The 16,456-nt window shown below is 66.6% G+C and carries 15 protein-coding genes, 1 tRNA gene and 2 pseudogenes; 12 read left to right on the top strand and 6 right to left on the bottom strand.

Going from position 1 to position 16,456, the window contains the following annotated elements:
- The first annotated feature begins 173 nt into the window (after window positions 1-173).
- From NRG74_RS13215 to NRG74_RS13205, 3 genes are all read left to right on the top strand, one after another.
- Window positions 174-2,192: a methyl-accepting chemotaxis protein gene (locus NRG74_RS13215; protein ID WP_257704363.1), complete on the top strand. Its 2,019-nt coding sequence runs from the start codon at window positions 174-176 to the stop codon at window positions 2,190-2,192.
- 96 nt (window positions 2,193-2,288) lie between these two features.
- Entirely contained in the window at window positions 2,289-2,720 is a 432-nt protein-coding gene (locus tag NRG74_RS13210; RefSeq protein ID WP_093253961.1) for a LexA family protein, read from the top strand.
- Complete coding sequence (locus NRG74_RS13205; protein ID WP_257704359.1) at window positions 2,713-3,984, top strand: Y-family DNA polymerase; 1,272 nt, start codon at window positions 2,713-2,715, stop codon at window positions 3,982-3,984. The genes NRG74_RS13210 and NRG74_RS13205 overlap by 8 nt, the downstream gene beginning before the upstream one ends.
- Before the next feature lie 15 nt (window positions 3,985-3,999).
- On the opposite strand, the gene cycA is transcribed toward NRG74_RS13205, so the two are convergent.
- The gene (cycA, locus tag NRG74_RS13200) at window positions 4,000-5,379 is read right to left on the bottom strand and encodes a D-serine/D-alanine/glycine transporter (protein ID WP_257704357.1); all 1,380 of its coding nucleotides are present in this window, start codon (window positions 5,377-5,379) and stop codon (window positions 4,000-4,002) included.
- 46 nt (window positions 5,380-5,425) lie between these two features.
- On the opposite strand from cycA, the pseudogene NRG74_RS24430 reads away from it, so the two are divergent.
- Both NRG74_RS24430 and NRG74_RS13190 read left to right on the top strand, forming a co-directional pair.
- Window positions 5,426-5,989: pseudogene (locus NRG74_RS24430) on the top strand (hypothetical protein); the annotation flags it as partial.
- 36 nt (window positions 5,990-6,025) lie between these two features.
- Window positions 6,026-7,807: pseudogene (locus tag NRG74_RS13190) on the top strand (ATP-binding protein); the annotation flags it as partial.
- 102 nt (window positions 7,808-7,909) lie between these two features.
- On the opposite strand, the gene NRG74_RS13185 reads toward NRG74_RS13190, so the two are convergent.
- A tRNA-Gly gene (locus tag NRG74_RS13185) sits at window positions 7,910-7,983 on the bottom strand.
- 134 nt (window positions 7,984-8,117) lie between these two features.
- Here NRG74_RS13185 and NRG74_RS13180 point away from each other — a divergent pair.
- The 4 genes from NRG74_RS13180 to NRG74_RS13165 all read left to right on the top strand — a co-directional run bounded on the left by NRG74_RS13180 (window position 8,118) and on the right by NRG74_RS13165 (window position 10,824).
- Window positions 8,118-9,179, top strand: coding sequence for a M4 family metallopeptidase (locus NRG74_RS13180; protein ID WP_257704355.1), 1,062 nt, complete (start codon window positions 8,118-8,120; stop codon window positions 9,177-9,179).
- A 12-nt stretch (window positions 9,180-9,191) separates the two neighbouring features.
- Window positions 9,192-9,527, top strand: a complete 336-nt coding sequence (locus tag NRG74_RS13175) for a protealysin inhibitor emfourin (protein WP_017640065.1) — start codon at window positions 9,192-9,194, stop codon at window positions 9,525-9,527.
- Between the two features lie 209 nt (window positions 9,528-9,736).
- Window positions 9,737-10,366 (top strand): SatD family protein, encoded by a 630-nt coding sequence (locus NRG74_RS13170; RefSeq protein ID WP_257704351.1) that lies wholly within the window; start codon window positions 9,737-9,739, stop codon window positions 10,364-10,366.
- Entirely contained in the window at window positions 10,363-10,824 is a 462-nt protein-coding gene (locus NRG74_RS13165; RefSeq protein WP_257704349.1) for a hypothetical protein, read from the top strand. Before NRG74_RS13170 ends, NRG74_RS13165 begins: the two co-directional genes overlap by 4 nt.
- A gap of 2 nt (window positions 10,825-10,826) precedes the next feature.
- Here the strand turns inward: NRG74_RS13165 and NRG74_RS13160 are convergent, their stop codons facing one another.
- The gene (locus NRG74_RS13160; protein WP_257704347.1) at window positions 10,827-11,858 is read right to left on the bottom strand and encodes an MBL fold metallo-hydrolase; all 1,032 of its coding nucleotides are present in this window, start codon (window positions 11,856-11,858) and stop codon (window positions 10,827-10,829) included.
- A gap of 57 nt (window positions 11,859-11,915) precedes the next feature.
- Between NRG74_RS13160 and NRG74_RS13155 the strand changes: the two genes are divergently transcribed.
- A complete protein-coding gene (locus NRG74_RS13155; RefSeq protein WP_257704345.1) occupies window positions 11,916-12,530 on the top strand; it encodes a pseudouridine synthase in 615 nt (204 codons plus the stop codon).
- Window positions 12,531-12,539: 9 nt separating this feature from the next.
- Here NRG74_RS13155 and NRG74_RS13150 read toward each other — a convergent pair whose 3' ends face one another.
- Together NRG74_RS13150 and NRG74_RS13145 are read right to left on the bottom strand one after the other, a co-directional pair.
- Window positions 12,540-13,505, bottom strand: a complete 966-nt coding sequence (locus tag NRG74_RS13150) for a hypothetical protein (RefSeq protein WP_257704343.1) — start codon at window positions 13,503-13,505, stop codon at window positions 12,540-12,542.
- Window positions 13,506-13,567: 62 nt separating this feature from the next.
- Window positions 13,568-14,167 (bottom strand): LysE/ArgO family amino acid transporter, encoded by a 600-nt coding sequence (locus tag NRG74_RS13145; protein ID WP_257706592.1) that lies wholly within the window; start codon window positions 14,165-14,167, stop codon window positions 13,568-13,570.
- 99 nt (window positions 14,168-14,266) lie between these two features.
- On the opposite strand from NRG74_RS13145, the gene NRG74_RS13140 reads away from it, so the two are divergent.
- Together NRG74_RS13140 and NRG74_RS13135 are read left to right on the top strand one after the other, a co-directional pair.
- The gene (locus NRG74_RS13140; protein WP_257704342.1) at window positions 14,267-15,154 is read left to right on the top strand and encodes a LysR family transcriptional regulator ArgP; all 888 of its coding nucleotides are present in this window, start codon (window positions 14,267-14,269) and stop codon (window positions 15,152-15,154) included.
- 81 nt (window positions 15,155-15,235) lie between these two features.
- Window positions 15,236-16,180 (top strand): NAD-dependent epimerase/dehydratase family protein, encoded by a 945-nt coding sequence (locus NRG74_RS13135; protein WP_257704341.1) that lies wholly within the window; start codon window positions 15,236-15,238, stop codon window positions 16,178-16,180.
- Here NRG74_RS13135 and NRG74_RS13130 read toward each other — a convergent pair.
- On the bottom strand, window positions 16,156-16,452 hold the full coding sequence (locus NRG74_RS13130; RefSeq protein ID WP_064307385.1) for a hypothetical protein: 297 nt from the start codon (window positions 16,450-16,452) through the stop codon (window positions 16,156-16,158). The two genes, NRG74_RS13135 and NRG74_RS13130, sit on opposite strands and share 25 nt — an antisense overlap.
- Between the last annotated feature and the right edge of the window lie 4 nt (window positions 16,453-16,456).

The raw sequence follows: 16,456 nt of genomic DNA, 5'->3' as shown, positions 1-16,456 counted from the left end.
AGAGCTATCCGAAGACCGTTGAGGGGCGGCTTTCGACCGCCGAGTGGCAAATAGCCAAGGAAGCGAAGCGACAACTCGATAGAGACGAAACTGTTACAAGAATTTTTGTCTATTACGTCACAAATGGGGCGGTACAGCCCTAATGACCCCTTTCGCCGCCGCCCGAGCTAGCCATGAATCTGCTGACCCCTGCTGTAACGATAATGAATCGCCTGAGGTTTCCCGCCAAGTTCGCCTGCCTCGCCACCATCGTTCTGGTGCCGCTTCTGTTTCTCAGCGTCTACCTCTATCAGGATATCCAGGAGCAGCGCGTGAGCCTGACCCAGGAGATCGACGGTCAACGCTATCTGACGCAGCTGACCCCGGTCGCCCGACTGAGCATGTTGCAGCGTGCCCTGACCAAGCGTGTCCAGGATGGCGACACCTCGGCGCAGCAGGATTGGCAGAACAATCGCGACAACCTGCTCAAGGCCTATGACGACCTGGGGCAGCTGGATCGTGAACTCGGCGGTAAGCTGGAAACTGGCGATCGCGTCAGCCAGCTGCGGCTGGGAGCCGAACGGCTGCTGCAGGGCACCTCAGGCAACTCCCTGGAGGTGTTCGAAGGCTGGAATGAGCAGCTGACCAAGACCCTCAACTTCTTCTATTACGTCTCGGCCACCTCGGGCCTGGCGCTGGATGCCGACTACACTAGCCTCTTTCTCATCGATATCACTTCGCTGCGACTGCCGCGGGAGATCAATCTCATCGGCCAGCTGCGCGGCCTCGCGAGCGGCCTGAGCGCTACCAACAACTTCGATCCGGCCACCCTCAATGTGGCGCGTACCCTGGTGCGCCAGGAGCGGCAGACCGCCGACGAACTGGAGCAGGGTTTGCGGCTGCTGGCGCGCCAGGCCCCTGAGTTGGCGCAACGCCTCAAGAGCTCTCTGGCGCTCGCGGCGGACGACTATGCCAACTTCCGCCAGGGCATGCTGACCGCCATGAGCGGGGAGGGTGTAGTTGCCGGGCGCGCTCTGGGTGCCCAGGGCAATGCCGTGGTCGCCCGCTACTATAAGGTTCTGGAAGAGGCCCAGGGTCTTCTGTCCCAGATGCTGGCCGAGCGTCTGGCCCATGAGACCGCGCTGCGCAATATGATGCTGGGCATGATCCTGGGGGCCTTGCTGCTGCTGAGCTACACCTTCGCCGGCATCTACCAGGCCCTGCGCCTGGGGATCGCCGAGCTGGTCGAGGTGACCGCCGCCGCTGCCCGGGGCGATCTGAGCCGCCGGGCCGCCTTGTCCGGGCGTGACGAGATCGCCGACATCGGTCGTAGCCTGGATGAGATGCTGGAGGCTTTCGGTCGCTCGCTGCGCGAGGTCGATCAGGCTTCCCAGGCAGTCGCCCAGGCATCCGGTGCCCTGGCCGGCTCCATCGGTCAGGCACGCTCGACCATGCAGGCGCAACAGGGCGAGACCGACCAGGTGGCCACGGCCATCACCGAGATGACCGCCAGCGTGGCGGACGTCGCCAACAACACCGAAGGCGCTGTCGCGGCTGCCCAGCAGGCCGATCAGGCCACCCGCGACGGCGCCCGGGTGATGCAGCAGACCCAACAGGCCATCGAAGCCCTGGCCGCCGAGGTGGATCTCAGCGCCACCAAGGTCGCCGCCCTGGAGAGTCACAGCCAGGCCATCGGCGGGGTCATCGCGGTGATCCGTACCATCGCCGAGCAGACCAATCTGCTGGCCCTCAACGCTGCCATCGAGGCCGCCCGGGCCGGCGAGCAAGGGCGCGGTTTCGCCGTGGTGGCCGACGAGGTCCGCACCCTGGCCTCCCGTACCCAGACCTCCACCGAGGAGATTCGCCGCATCATCGAGCAATTGCAGGGCGCTACCGCCGAAGCCGTCGGCCAGATGCAGGGCAGTCGTAGCCACGCCCTGACCGGTGTCGCGGCCGCCGAGCAGGCCAGCGTCAGCCTGACCAGCATCGGCTCCGCCGTGGGGCGCATCGTCGACGTCAATGTGCAGATCGCCAGCGCTGCGGAGCAGCAGGCCGCAGTATCTGAGGACATCAACCGCAACACCACCGGCATCCGTGCCAGTACCCTGCAGGTACTGAGCGGAATCGAGTCCGATGCTGGTACCGCCGAGCGTCTCGCCGGTCTGTCCCAGGATCTGCGCGGTATCGTCTCGCGCTTCCGCCTCAGCGCCTGAGGGCGCCGCTCATCGGCGAGAGTTAGGTCGGACTTTACAACACGGCAGCTGCGGATAACTGTATAAATACACAGTTATCCGCAGGAGCGCCTTGTCATGTCCGTTACCGTCCTGGGTTGTCTGGCGTCGTCCGCCACCCAGCTGCCGCTCTATGATTTTCGCCTGCCGTGCGGCTTTCCTTCGCCGGCCCAGGATCATCTGGAGCGCCAGGTTTCGCTGGACGAACTGGTCGACCTGCGCGCTCCTCATACCTACGTCATCCAGGTCAGTGGCGACAGCATGACCGGGGTGGGCATCTTTCCTGGCGATCTGGTGATCGTTGACCGCGCCCGTCCGGCGCGGGTCGGCGATATCGTGGTGGCGGTGCGCGACCGCGAGCCCACCCTCAAGCGCCTCGGTCGGCAAGGCGCCCATTTCGTCCTGCTGGCGGAAAACCCTGCCTATGCACCCCTGGTCATCGGCGAGCGCGATGACTTCGAAGTCTGGGGCGTGGCCACCCACAGCCTGAGGCGCTTTGGCCATGGCTGAGTCGGTGTTGGCGCTGATCGACTGCAATGTCTTCTATTGCAGTTGCGAGCGAGTCTTCCGCCCCGATCTCGCCGGGCGCCCGGTGGTGGTGTTATCGAACAACGACGGCTGCGTGATCGCCCGCTCGACCGAGGCCAAACGCCTGGGCATCGCCATGGCGGCGCCCTGGTTTCAGGTGCGCGAGCTGGCCCGGCGTGGCGAGGTCGCGGCCTTCAGTTCCAATTATGCGCTCTATGGCGACCTCAGCGACCGGGTGATGCGCACCCTGGGGACTCTGGTGCCGCGCCTGGAGCGTTACAGCATCGACGAGGTATTCGCCGATCTGGCTGGCCTGCCCGAACCCCTGGACGCCCTCGGTCATCGCCTGCAGGCCAGGGTGCAGAAGTGGACGGGCATCCCGGTCAGCGTCGGCATCGCCGGTACCAAGACCCTGGCCAAGCTGGCCAATGCCGCCGCCAAGCGCTGGCCGGAGCGCACCGGTGGCGTGCTGGATCTGCGCGATCCGGTGGTGCATGACTGGGTGCTGAAACACTCGCCGATCGAAGACGTCTGGGGTGTCGGCCGGCGCCTGGCCGCGCGCCTGCGGGGCGAGGGCGTCACCACTGCCTGGGAGCTGGCCGCGCAGGATGCCTGGTCACTGCGCCAGCGCTACAGCGTGGTGCTGGAGAAGACCGCCCGGGAATTGCGCGGGCTGGCCTGTCTGGGTCTCGAAGAACTGGAGGCGCCGCGGCAGACCATTTGCAGCAGCCGCATGTTCGGCCGTCGCCAGTACCAGTTCGGCGCCTTGGCCGAGGCGGTGGCCAGCTACACCGCCCGCGCCGCGGAAAAGCTGCGCGCCCAGGGGTCGCTCTGTCGCACCCTGAGGGTCAGCATCCAGACCGGGATGCATGGCGCGGACGAGGGCCGCTATGCCAATGCCGCCCTGCTCAATCTGCCGGTGCCCAGCGACGACACCCGGGTGCTCAACGATTATGCCCAGTCCGGCCTGCGCGAGATCTTTCGCGACGGTTTCGGCTATGCCAAGGCCGAGGTGTTGCTGCTCGATCTCTACGGCCGTAGCGAGGTGGCCGCGGATCTCTTCGCTTCCGCACCGGATCCGGCCGCTACCCGGCTGATGGCAACGCTGGACGCCATCAACGGCAAGTTCGGTCGCGAAACCCTGCGTCCAGCCCGGATTCCCCGGGATCCCGCCTGGCAGATGCGCCGCGACCTGCTCAGCCCGCGCTACACCACCCGGCTCGATGAACTCTGGACGGTGGGCTGAGCGACCAGTACCTGGCTAGCCGCCGCGTAGCGTCCGCCCGCGCCACCAGTAGCCCACCCCCAGCAGCAGGAACCACAGCGGACTGGCCAGCAGCGCCTGGCGGGTGTCGTCCTGCAGGGTCAGCAAGACCAGCACCGCGGCGAAGAAGGCCAGCACCCCGTAGCACACCCAGCGCCCGCCGGGCAGGCGAAAGGCCGAGGCGGCATGGCGTTCCGGGCGGTTGCGTCTATAGGCCAACCAGGACAGCAGGATCAGCGACCAGACGAACATGAACAGCACCGCCGCCAGGGTGGTGACCAGGGTGAAGGCGGTAACCAGGTTGGGGATCAGGTAGATCAGCACCGTGCCCAGCAGCAGGCACAGGCAGGACAGCACCAGTCCGCGCGCCGGTACCGCCGCCCGCGAAAGTTGGGTGAGGCCGCGGGGCGCATGGCCTTCGCGGGCCAGGCCATAGAGCATGCGGCTGGTGGAGAAGATGCCGCTATTGGCCGAGGAGGTGGCCGAGGTCAGCACCACGAAGTTGATCAGGCTGGCGGCCATGGGCACGCCGGCCAGCACGAAGAGTTCGACGAAGGGACTCTTGTCCGGCACCACCTGGCGCCAGGGCGTCACCGCCATGATCACCACCAGCGCCAACACATAGAACACCAGGATGCGCACCGGAATGGAGTTGATGGCGCGGGGCAGGTTGCGCCGGGGATCGGCGGTCTCGGCGGCGGTGGTGCCTACCAGCTCGATGCCGACGAAGGCGAACACGGCGATCTGGAAACCGGCGAAGAAGCCGCCCAGGCCCATTGGGAAGAAGCCGCCGTCGTTCCACAGATTGCTCAGGCTCGCCACGTTGCCCGAGGGCGACTGGAAACCCCAGAGCACCAGGCCGAAGCCGGTGACGATCAGGGCGCAGATGGCGACGATCTTGATCAGCGCGAACCAGAATTCCATTTCGCCGAAGAGTCGCACCGTGACCAGGTTGAGGCCCAGCAGGAGCAGCACGCAGAGCAGCGCCGGGATCCAGGGCGCGAGGCTGGGAAACCAGAACTGGGCATAGGCGGCGATGGCGATGACATCGGCGATGGCGGTGACTATCCAGCAGAACCAGTAGGTCCAACCGCAGAAGAAGCCGGCCCAGGGCCCGAGCAGGTCGGTGCAGAAGTCGATGAAGGACTTGTACTCCAGATCCGACAGCAGCAGTTCGCCCAGGGCGCGCATGACAAAGAACAGCGCGCTGCCGATGATCAGATAGACCAGCAGGATCGAGGGACCGGCCAGGGCGATGGTCTTGCCCGAGCCCATGAACAGGCCGGTGCCGATGGCGCCGCCGATGGCGATCAGTTGCAGATGGCGATTGGACAGGCTGCGTTGCAGCCCCTCGGGCGGGGTGGAAGACGCGGACATGACGAGCGGATACCTGACAGCGACAGCGGGGGCCACACGGTAAGAGATGCACGTCGCCGGTGCCAGTCGTTTCACCGGGACAGCATGCCGCAGGGCCGGCCCGACCATCGATGGGCAGGGCTGCGCCGTCGGTCACCTGGAACTCTGGCAGGGACTCCCGTACCTGCCTATCATGGGCATCCGGACGCCTTGCAGAGGGTCCGGACGGCCACGAGATCCCTCAGTGCCTCTGCCAGTGAGTCGTTCCTTGTCCTACCTAGAAACCTTCGCCTGGGAATCCACGCCGCTGGGTGGCCGTGCTGGCTGGCCCGTCGCGCTACGGACCACCTACGATCTGCTGATGGCCTCACCCTTTGCCATGTGCGCCACCTGGGGCGCCGAGCAGACGCTGATCTACAACCACGCCTACGCCCCCTTTCTCGGTGCGCGGCATCCCGCGGCACTGGGGCAGCCGATCCACGAGGTCTGGGTGGAGCTGTGGGACGAGATCGCCCCGCTGATCGACCGGGCACGCGCCGGCGAGGCGCTGCACTTCGTCGACAAGCACTTCGTGATGACCCGCAACGGCTATCCCGAGGACACCTACTGGAGCTTTTCCTATAGTCCGCTGCGTGACGGCGAGCGCATCGTCGGCATGCTCAACATCACCACCGAGACCACCGCCAGCGTCCAGGCCCATCGCCAGCGCGACATCGCCGAAGCCGCGCTGCGCCGACACAACCTGACCCTCGAACAGGAGCTCTCAGCGCGCATCGACGAACGCGACAGCGCCCGCGCTGCGAAGAGCAGCGTGCTGGCGGCGGCCGAACGGGTGCAGCTGGCCCTGGCCGCCGGTGCCATCATCGGCACCTGGTACTGGGATCTACCCACCGACAGATTCACCGTCGACGAAGCCTTCGCCAGCCACTTCGGCCTGGACCCGGCGCTGGGCCGTGATGGGCTGAGCCTGGCGCAGGTGGTCGCCAACGTGCATCCGGACGACCAGGCGGGCCTGGCCGCGGCCATCGCCGACGTGCTCGGACGCGGCGGGCGCTATGCCCACCAGTACCGGGTGCGCCGCAGGGACGGTCGCTACTACTGGCTGGAGGCCAACGGCCATGTCGAGCTGGCAGCGGACGGCACCCCGCTGCGCTTTCCCGGCGTGCTGCTGGACGTGGACGCCCGCCGGGCCCTGGCCGACGAGCGTGACCGTGCCCTGGCGGAGCTGCGCGACTTGACCGCCACCCTGGAGCAGCGCGTCGAAGAGCGCACCGCAGACCTCCGCCGCTCGGAAGAAGCCCTGCGCCAGTCGCAAAAGATGGAAGCGGTCGGCCAGCTCACCGGCGGCCTGGCCCACGACTTCAACAACCTGCTCGCCGGAATCTCCGGCAGCCTCGACCTCATGGACCTGCGCATCGGCCAGGGGCGCTTCACCGAGCTGGAAAAATACCTGCTGGCCGCCCAGGGCAGCGCCAAGCGCGCCGCCGCCCTGACCCATCGCCTGCTGGCCTTCGCCCGCCGCCAGACCCTGGCCCCGGAGGCCACGGTGGTCAACCAGCTGGTAGGCGGCATGCTCGATCTGGTGCAGCGCACCGTGGGGCCCGCCATCCAGGTGCAGTTCACCAGTCTGCCGGACGACCAGCCGCTGTTGGTGGACCAGTCCCAGCTGGAGAATGCCCTGCTCAATCTGTGCATCAACGCCCGCGATGCCATGCCCAACGGTGGGCGCATCCTCATCGCCGCCAGCTATCGCATTCTTGGTGACGGAGATACCCGCGATTTCGAGCTGCCACCTGGACGCTATCTGCACCTGAGCGTGACCGATACCGGCAGCGGCATGACAGCGGAGGTCGCCGCCAAGGCCTTCGAGCCTTTCTTCACCACCAAGCCCATGGGCCAGGGCACGGGCCTGGGGTTGTCGATGATCTATGGCTTCGCCCGCCAGTCCGGCGGCCAGCTGCGGCTGCGCTCGACGCCGGAGGAGGGCACCACCGTCTGCCTTTACCTGCCACTGCGGCCGGTAGAGCAGCCAGGCGAGACGCCTCTGGCGGATGGTCGACCCTGTCCGCTGGAAGGCGCCAATGCCACGGTGCTGGTGGTCGACGACGAACCCACGGTGCGCATGCTGGTGACCGATCTGCTGCGCGAGCTGGGCTACGTCATCATCGAGGCCGCCGACGGCGCCGGCGGCCTGGAAGTGCTGCACTCCGATGCCCGTATCGACCTGCTGGTGACCGACGTCGGCCTGCCCGGCGGCATGAACGGCCGCCAACTGGCCGACGCCGCCCGCGTCCACCGCCCGGCGCTCAAGGTCCTGTTCATCACCGGCTTCGCCGAAACCTCACTGCTCAGCGATGGCCACCTGGAGCCCGGCATGGCGATCCTCACCAAGCCCTTCGCGGTGGAGGCCCTGGCGCAGCGGGTGAAGGGGTTGGTGGACGTAGGGTAAGCCCCCATGTCGTCCAGTCTGAACCGCACGGAAATGAGAGCCGGAAACGCAACGGCCCCCAATCAGCTGGTCCGCAAGGACTGATTGGAGGCCGTCTGGATCTGGAGCGGGCGAAGGGAATCGAACCCTCGTCATGAGCTTGGGAAGCTCAGGTAATGCCATTATACGACGCCCGCGTGGGGTGCCTTTGTACCAGAAGCCTGCCTCCGGGTGAAGAGGCGGGAGTCGTCTGGTCGTTTCGTGGTCCAATCAGCAGGACCGCACGCTGCGGTGATCGGGGACCTTTGTCCCCCAGAGGAGGAGGGCGCGCATGTCTCGTAACCCGGGCACCATCCAGGGGGTGATTCCCCCCTACATTCTTGGCCGCATCATCGATCATGGCGACGAACACCAGCGTTCCTACGCCCTGACCACCCTGAGTCATGTCCAGAGTCTGCTGCACAATCCGGGTCGGCCCGGAGTACGCCAGGCCCCGGTTGGGGCTCTGCCGCGCACCGATGATGCCAGTCCGCAGCGCAGCATCTTCGATGCCGGCAATGCCATGCAGCTGCCCGGGCGGCTGGTGCGCCAGGAGGGGCAGCCGCCGCTGAGCGACGTAGCGGTGGACGAGGCCTATGATTACCTGGGCGCCACCTTCAAATTCTTCAACGAGGTCTTCGGCCGCAACTCCATCGATGGCCAGGGCCTGCCGCTCGCCGGCACCGTCCACTATGGCCAGGAGTACCAGAACGCCTTCTGGAACGGTGAGCAGATGGTATTCGGCGACGGTGACGGCGAGATCTTCAACCGTTTCACCATCGCCCTGGACGTCATCGCTCATGAATTGGTGCATGGCGTCACCGAGAGCGAGGCGGGGCTGGTGTACTTCAACCAGTCCGGTGCGCTCAACGAGTCGGTGTCCGATGTCTTCGGCATCCTGGTCAAGCAGTATGAACTCAAGCAGACCGCCGCCGAGGCGGACTGGATAATTGGCGCCGGGCTGCTCACCGACCGCATCAAGGGCAAAGGCCTCAGGTCCATGGCCGAGCCGGGCACCGCCTACGACGATCCGACCCTGGGCAAGGATCCCCAGCCCGGGCATATGCACGACTACATCGAGACCCGCGAAGACAACGGCGGCGTCCACCTCAACTCGGGTATTCCCAATCGGGCCTTCTACCTGGCGGCGCTGGCTCTGGGTGGTCATGCCTGGGAAAAGGCCGGGCCGATCTGGTACGACACCCTCTGCGACAGCCGCCTGGCCAACGATGCGGATTTCGCCGCCTTCGCCCGCTTGACCGTCTCCAATGCCGGTCGCCGCTTCGGTGCCGAGTCGGCCGAGGTTCGCGCCGTCGAGGAAGCCTGGGCCGGCGTTGGCGTCACCCTTAGCTAGAGGAACAGGGCAATGCGCGAACTTCCCCCGCTGGGCAAGGACACCGTGGTACGGCTCTCGCGCCAGGGCGGCTTCGCGCCCTTGCATGCGCTGAGCAAACCGCGGGAGATCGAATTCGGCCAATACGATAGCGCCCAGCGCGGGCGCATCTGCTCGGTGTTGGAACGCTGTCTGCCGGAATCCGGCGAACCGACCCAGGTCGGGCGCGGCGATCAACGCTATTTCAAGGTGGAGCTGCGCTTTCGCCCGCAACCCGCCGAGCAGGAAGACGAGTTGACCCTGCTGATCCCCGAGGACCGGGCGCCCAGCGAACTGGTGCGGCTCTGGGACAAGGGGCTGGTGGAGTAACCAGAATCAACGGGCGGAAGCGGCGAGGCGTTGAGGGTGTCCTCAAAAGCTCTGGCTGCCTTTGTCTCTTGCCTGCTGGCTACTGGTGATAGCTAGCACTAGGCGAGTCATACCATTTTTGGGTAAAAAGCGCTTGTTGACCCTTTTTTAGTTACATCACGAAAATGACCCCAAAGCAGGTAAAAACCGCCAGAACGCTCGCAGTGGTAATGGGCGACTTGGTGCACAGCGAGCACGCCGCCGATATTGCGCAGTTATACAAGGCCTTCAATGAAGCGGTAGTGCAGCACAACAGGCGTTATGCCGACGTCCTGGCGTCACCGCTGACCATCACCCTTGGAGACGAATTTCAGGGTCTGGTGACCTCCTTGAATGCCGGCGCTCGGCTGTTGCGTGACATCAGGCTGGATCTCCTGCAGCGCGATATCGACTGCCGCTTCGTCCTGGGGCTGGCCCGGATAGAAACGGCGGTGAATCCGCAACAGGCCTGGAACATGATGGGGCCGGGCCTTAGCCGCAGTCGGCACAAGCTCAATGAAAAGCGTGCGCTCTGCCGCTATGGTTTCTCGCTGCCACAGGAGCCACTGCTGGAGATCGCCCTCGATGCGCTAGGGGTTGGCTTGACGGTTATCGAGAAGGGTTGGACGCAACGTCAGTTGAGCGATATCGCGGCACTCTTGAATGGACAGTCGCCAGCGGAGCTAGCAGAGCAGCGTCAGGTATCGGTCCATAGCATCTACAAGGTACGTACCTCCGGTCACTTTGACGCCTATAGCCAACAGTGGAACGCCGTGCTGGAGGTACTGACAGAGCTGGATCGCAGGGAGGCTGAACAGTGAACGGGTTGCTGCAAGGATTGCATGCACTGGCCTATACGCTCTTGGCCTTGGTCCTGTTGACCGAGCTCGGCAATGCCCTGTGTCGCAGGATGCTCATCCGCATGCGACGACCAGGGGTGTCAGACTCATCCGCCGATGGCGCCTTTTCCGCGGGACGCCTCATCGGTTGGCTCGAGCGCCTGGTGTTGGCTGCGGGACTGCTGAGCAACAGCTGGGAAATCCTCGCGGCGGTGATAGCGCTCAAGACCGTCGCTCGCTTCAAGGAGCTGGATCAGCGGGACTTTGCCGAATACTTTCTGGTCGGTTCGCTGTTCAGCATTCTCTGGGCCATCGTGGTCACCGGGCCCTGGATGCTCTATGACCAGCATTGGGGAATCGGTATGAGAGCCACCCTCATGGATTGGCTCAGCGCTTCCTCTCTACCGCCTTTGATCGAAACAGCAAAGGTCGGCGGCTGACCTCAGGGCACCGACCAGACCTCGCCCGGCGCCAGCGTCCTGAATGCCTCGTCCGCCAGCCCATGCAGTGTCCGGGCATGAGCCAGATCGCGGGGCGGGGCGAACTGACCTTCGTCGCTCAGTGGAAAGGTGCCGAAGTGGATGCCCAGACTGCTGGCAGCGCCCAGCGCCTGATGGGCGCGTACGGCATCGTCCGGGTTGAGGTGGCTGTCCTGCATGAACCAGCGGGGTTCATAGGCGCCAATGGGCAGCGCGGCGAAGCGCGGTGCGCCGAGGCGTTCGCGGATCAGCGCGAAGTGCGGGCCCCAGCCGGTATCGCCAGCGAAATAGACCGGCCCGGTCGGCGCTTCCAGCACGAAGCCACCCCACAGCCGGCGATTGGTGTCGAGGCGACTGCGCGCCGACCAGTGCTGGCCCGGCACCAGGTGCAGGCGTATGCCGTCCTTGAGCGGCAGACTCTGCCACCAGTCCAGTTCGCTGACCGTGACGAAGCCGGTCTCGCGGCGGATCAGCTCGGCATTGCCCAAGGGCGTCACCACCGGCGTCAGGGGCGCGCGCTCGGCCAGGCGCCTCAGGGTCGCCAGATCCATATGATCGTAGTGACTGTGGCTGACAAAGATCAGATCCAGCGGCGGCAGGTCGTCCAGGGCCACGCCGGGCGCGTGATGGCGCCGGGGCCCGATGAAGCTGAAGGGACTGACCCGCGCCGACCACACCGGATCGGCGAGGATGTTGAGGCCCTGGTGCTGGATCAGCAGGGTGGCGTGGTTGACGAAGGTCACCCGCAACTCACCGCCCTCGACCCGCGTCGCCGGCCGTGTCGGCACGGCTGGGCCGTCCTGCCAGGTCCACTCGGGACGGGTGCGGGTGAACTGCCATTTCAGCAGCGTCCAGAGACTCTTGTCCTCGCGTGGCGCCAGGTTGTGGAAGCGCGCGCCGTCGAAGTGATCGGAGCGCGGACCCTCGTAGGCGGACGAAGCGCAGCCGGCCAGGGTGAGCAGGTGGATCAGCCACAGCGGACGAAAGATGCGCATGGGACCTCGGACGAATAGACTGGGCCATTCAGATTACCCTAACCGCCGTCGATCCCCATGTCGCGAAATACCCGTTCCACCCCCGGTCAGCGTCCCCGTCGCCAGGCAAAGGCGCCGCCGGTCACGCCGCGGCTGCTGCTGCTCAACAAGCCCTTCGATGTGCTCACCCAATTCGCCGACGCTGACGGCCGCGCGACCCTGAAGGCCTTCGTCGCGGTGCCAGGGGTCTATCCCGCCGGTCGTCTGGATCGCGACAGCGAAGGCCTGCTCCTGCTGACCAACGATGGCCAGTTGCAGGCGCGCATCGCCGATCCCCGGCACAAGCTGCCCAAGACCTACTGGGCCCAGGTGGAAGGCACGCCCAGCGAAGCGCAATTGCAGTGCCTGCGCCAGGGGGTCGAACTCAATGACGGCCCCACGCTGCCGGCCGAAGCGCGCCTGCTGGCCGAGCCGCCGGTGCTCTGGGAGCGCGATCCGCCGGTGCGCTTTCGCAAGAGCGTGCCGACCGCCTGGATCGAGCTGACCATCCGTGAGGGGCGCAATCGCCAGGTGCGGCGCATGACCGCCGCGGTGGGCTTGCCGACGCTGCGCCTGGTGCGCGTACGCATCGGCCCCTGGACGCTGGACGACCTGGCGCCGGGCCAATGGCGCGAGGTACCGGCGCAGCTCTAGCGCCGCCGCTCAATCCTGCCGCTGGCTGGCGGCCTCCTGCAGATCACCGGCGATGTCGGCGAGGCGGCGGCTGACGTCCTTGAGTACCTGCGGATCGATGTCGCGCGCTGGCTGACCTGGTTCGGTCAGCAACTGACTGGCCAGCAGGGCGCTGAGGGCGCCGACTTCGTTGGCCTGGTGGCGCAGGTCGTGGGTGTGCTGCACGGCGGCCTCGCGCAGGAGATTGGTGCTGAGGGTCAGGCGGCCCAGTTCGTCATCGCGCCCGCTGGGCAGCCGTTCGCCGAAACGTCCGCGGGCCAGCAGACCCAGTTGCCGGGCGCAGGCCACCAGTGGATCCACCAGTCGACGCTCCACCAGCCGTACCCCGAGGAACAGCAGGCCGCCGCCACAGAGCAGCAGGGCCAGGCCGGCGAGCAGGATGTCGCGCTGGGCCTCGGCGCGGATGGCGGCGATCTGCGCGGCGGTGTGTCCATGCAGGTCGTCGACCAGGGTGGCGAAGCCCTCGGCGGTCTCCCGGTCGATACCCCGAACCTCGGCATCGCCGCGGCGCGGATCGCGGTCATGAGCCAGATAGGCGGCATGGCCGGCGCGATAGCGCTCGCCCAGACGCCCGTGCTGGGCGCGCAGCGCCTGGAGCCGCGGTTGCAGTTCGGGGTCGACGCGGGTGGCCAGCTGTTGCAGGCGCTGGTCGACCTCTGCTTCGCGGGTCAGAAAGGCCTGCCAGTAGCGTTCGGCGGTCGCGGCATCGCCACCGCGCAGGAGAAAGTTCTTCCACTCCTGCACCTGGATCTTGAAGGTCAGGTGGGTGTCGTCGATCTCCACCAGCCGCTCCAGCGGCCCTTCGATCAGGTGCTGGTAGCGGTGCAGCTCGCGGGAGAGCAGGCCGAAGCCGGCCAGGGCGATCAGCAGCATCAGCAGTAGACTGCCGCCAAACAGGAGCAGGCTCTGACTACGGAGCGAGCGGGCGAAGGGCATAGGGACTCTCGACAGGAAACGCAGAGCCGCAGCTTAGGGCGCTCGCCGGGCGAAGGCCAGCCTCAGGTCGAGACCAGCAATTGCACCGCGACGGCAAACATCACCCCAGCCACCAGCAGATCGATCAGTCGCCACACCCCCGGACGGGCCAGGTAGGGCGCGGCCCAGGCCGCGCCCAGGGCGAGTCCGAAGAACCACAGCATGGAGGCGGTGGCGGCGCCGAACACATAGGCCAGGGGCGCGGCCTGCTGGCTGCCCAGGGAGCCCACCAGCAGCACCGTGTCCAGATAGACATGGGGATTGAGCAGGGAGACGCCGGCCGCGGCGAGCAGCGCCTGGCGCCGGCTGCGCGGACTCGTGGTCTCCAGCTTGTCGATGGCCGCCGGCCGCCAGGCCCGGCGTAGCGCCTGGGCGCCGTACCAGAACAGAAAGGCCGCGCCGCCCCAGCGCAGGATGACCACCAATAGCGGGCTGTGCTGGATCAGCGCGGCCAGCCCCAGCACGCCAGCGGCCACCAGGATGACATCGCAGGTCAGGCAGAAGGCGGCAATGGCCAGATGGTGCTCGCGGCGCAGCCCCTGGGCCAGCAGATAGGTGTTTTGCGCGCCCAGCGCCATGATGAGACTGGCCATGGTCAAGAGGCCGGTGAAGTAGCTGTTCATTGCAAGGGTGTCGCCTTGTTGTCCGGGAATGGCTGCCACCTTGCCGGGTCCGGGTGTATAAGAAAAACCAATATTCCTAATGCAGCATTAGCTGAATCGATGATCGACTACAAGTTGCTGGAAGCCCTGGCGGTGGTGGTGGAAGAGGGCGGCTTCGAGCGGGCGGCGCGCCGGCTGGGCCTGTCGCAATCGGCGGTGTCCCAGCGCATCAAGCTGCTCGAAGCCCGGGTCGGCCAGGCGGTGCTGGTGCGGGAAACGCCGCCCCAGCCGACGGCGCCGGGTCTGCGCCTGCTGCGCCATATCCAGCAGGTGCGGCTGCTGGAGGCCGATCTGGGCAGCGCGGTGCCGGGGTTGGCCGAGGAGGCGCCACAGCGACTGCGCATCGCCCTCAATGCCGACAGCCTGGCCAACTGGTGGCCGCTGGCGGTCGGTCCCTGGGTCAGGGCGCAGGGCGTACTGCTGGATCTGGTGGTGCAGGATCAGGACGTGGTGCTCAGGCGCATGCGCGCCGGCGAAGTGGCCGCCTGTCTCTGCGCCAACGGCCAGCCATTGGCCGGGGCGCGGGTCAGTGCCCTGGGTGCCATGCGCTACCGGGCCCTGGCCAGCCCGGAATTCCGCACGCGGCAACTGGCCGGGTTGCCGGATCCCCAGGCCCTGGCGCGGGCGCCCGCCATCGTCTTCGGCCCGGATGACCGCTTACAGCATCGCTATCTGGAGCAGCTCGGCGTCACCCAGCCCTTCGACTACCACCTCTGTCCTTCCGCCGAGGGCTTCCTGCAGATGACCCTGGGCGGTATCGGCTGGGGGCTCCTGCCAGATATCCAGAGCGCGGCCGCCCAGGCGCGCGGCGAGCTGGTGGATCTGGCGCCCGGTCACTGGGTGGACGTCCCCCTGTTCTGGCACCGCTGGCGCAACGGTGGCGCCGCCTTGCAGGCCCTGACCCGGCACCTTGAACAGGTTGCCGGTCAGTGGCTGGTGCGCGACTAGCGGCGGCTGTCGAAAGCTTTGGTTACACTGGCCGATGGGTCGCCGCGGGCGACCGTGGATAGCTTCGGGAATCCCAGCGACATGCGTATCTTGATCACGGGCGCCAGCGAGGCGCTCGGTGCGGGCCTGGCCTGCGATCTGCTCGACCGCGGCCAACTGGTGCGGGTGCACGGCCGTCCCGGTGCGACCCTGGATGCCCTGGTCGAGCGTGGCGCCGATTATCATCCCGCCTTGCTCGACCAGCCCGCGCAGGTGCTGGCGCTGTGCGACGACATCGACGCCATCGCCCACTGCACCGACGTGGCCGGCGTGCCGAGCGCGGCCGATCTGGACCACGGGCAGGTGCTGATCGAAGCCGCCCTGCAGCAGCAGGTCGCGCAATTCGTCTATGTGTCGTCCGCCCGTGTCTATGAACGGGGTGGCGAGGCGCTCAAGGAAGACCAGGTGCCGGCCAAGCCCAAGGGCCGTGAGGCCCAGCGCCGTCTGCAACTGGAGCGCCTGGCCCTGGCCGCCGGTGAATTCGGCCCTCAGGTCACGGTGTTGCGGCCGGCCCAGGTGCTCGGCCTGGCCGATCGCGACTGGGCGCGCGGGCTGCTGGAGCAGGCCAAGGCCAAGCAACTGGGGCGCCGCGGCAACGGCCTCAATCGCTGGGACTTCACCAGTGCCGGCAATCTGCGCCAGGCGCTGGTGACGCTGCTGCTGGAGCAGCCGGCGGCGGCTAGTGGCAAGGTGTTCAACCTCAGCGACGGCCAGCCGCTGGTGTGCTGGGATGCGGTCAACTTCCTGCTGCGGCGCTTCGAGCTGCCTGCGGTGACCGAGGCGAAGACCCTGAGTCCACGCGCGCTCTATGCGCGGCTGCGTACCCTGCGCCAGGAAGCTCGCTGGCCCGACTTGCTCGACAGTCCCTTCACCCTCGACATCCGCGCCGCCCAGGAGGCCTTCGGCTTTCGTCCGCAGGCCGCCTCCTGGACAGCATTGGAGGAATATCGTCCAACTCGGCGTCAGCCGCGCAGCGGGCCGGTGTAGCGGCGAGTGGCCGCGAGAAATTCCTGGCTGACATAGGTCGAGCCTGCCATCTCCGCCATGGACGGCAGAGGGGTCACCACCGGCACCAAGCCGCTCAGCCTCGCCAGGCGCTCGCCGAGTTCACGGGTCTCAGGATCGTCCGAGGCCTGGCTGGCCGCCAGCATTCGCGGAACCGCCTCGGCTTCGTCGAAGCGAATCACCATGCCTTGCTCCTGCCGCAGTCGACGACGCAGTGCGCCGAGGCAATCGAAGAACGCCTTGTTGTATTCCATGCTC

It is taken from the genome of Pseudomonas oryzihabitans, from assembly GCF_024652905.1.
Taxonomy (GTDB): Bacteria; Pseudomonadota; Gammaproteobacteria; order Pseudomonadales; family Pseudomonadaceae; genus Chryseomonas; species Chryseomonas benzopyrenica.
The sequence above is the reverse complement of the archived record's forward strand: the minus strand, read 5'-3'. Positions and strand labels throughout refer to the sequence as shown.

Coding starts and splice junctions, on each gene's coding strand:
- NRG74_RS13215 (WP_257704363.1), top strand. CDS start 174: ATGAATCTGCTGACCCCTGCTGTAACGATAATGAATCGCCTGAGGTTT.
- NRG74_RS13135 (WP_257704341.1), top strand. CDS start 15,236: ATGCGTATCTTGATCACGGGCGCCAGCGAGGCGCTCGGTGCGGGCCTG.
- NRG74_RS13140 (WP_257704342.1), top strand. CDS start 14,267: ATGATCGACTACAAGTTGCTGGAAGCCCTGGCGGTGGTGGTGGAAGAG.
- NRG74_RS13180 (WP_257704355.1), top strand. CDS start 8,118: ATGTCTCGTAACCCGGGCACCATCCAGGGGGTGATTCCCCCCTACATT.
- NRG74_RS13145 (WP_257706592.1), bottom strand. CDS start 14,167: ATGAACAGCTACTTCACCGGCCTCTTGACCATGGCCAGTCTCATCATG.
- NRG74_RS13205 (WP_257704359.1), top strand. CDS start 2,713: ATGGCTGAGTCGGTGTTGGCGCTGATCGACTGCAATGTCTTCTATTGC.
- NRG74_RS13155 (WP_257704345.1), top strand. CDS start 11,916: ATGTCGCGAAATACCCGTTCCACCCCCGGTCAGCGTCCCCGTCGCCAG.
- cycA (WP_257704357.1), bottom strand. CDS start 5,379: ATGTCCGCGTCTTCCACCCCGCCCGAGGGGCTGCAACGCAGCCTGTCC.
- NRG74_RS13210 (WP_093253961.1), top strand. CDS start 2,289: ATGTCCGTTACCGTCCTGGGTTGTCTGGCGTCGTCCGCCACCCAGCTG.
- NRG74_RS13150 (WP_257704343.1), bottom strand. CDS start 13,505: ATGCCCTTCGCCCGCTCGCTCCGTAGTCAGAGCCTGCTCCTGTTTGGC.
- NRG74_RS13130 (WP_064307385.1), bottom strand. CDS start 16,452: ATGGAATACAACAAGGCGTTCTTCGATTGCCTCGGCGCACTGCGTCGT.
- NRG74_RS13175 (WP_017640065.1), top strand. CDS start 9,192: ATGCGCGAACTTCCCCCGCTGGGCAAGGACACCGTGGTACGGCTCTCG.
- NRG74_RS13160 (WP_257704347.1), bottom strand. CDS start 11,858: ATGCGCATCTTTCGTCCGCTGTGGCTGATCCACCTGCTCACCCTGGCC.
- NRG74_RS13170 (WP_257704351.1), top strand. CDS start 9,737: ATGGGCGACTTGGTGCACAGCGAGCACGCCGCCGATATTGCGCAGTTA.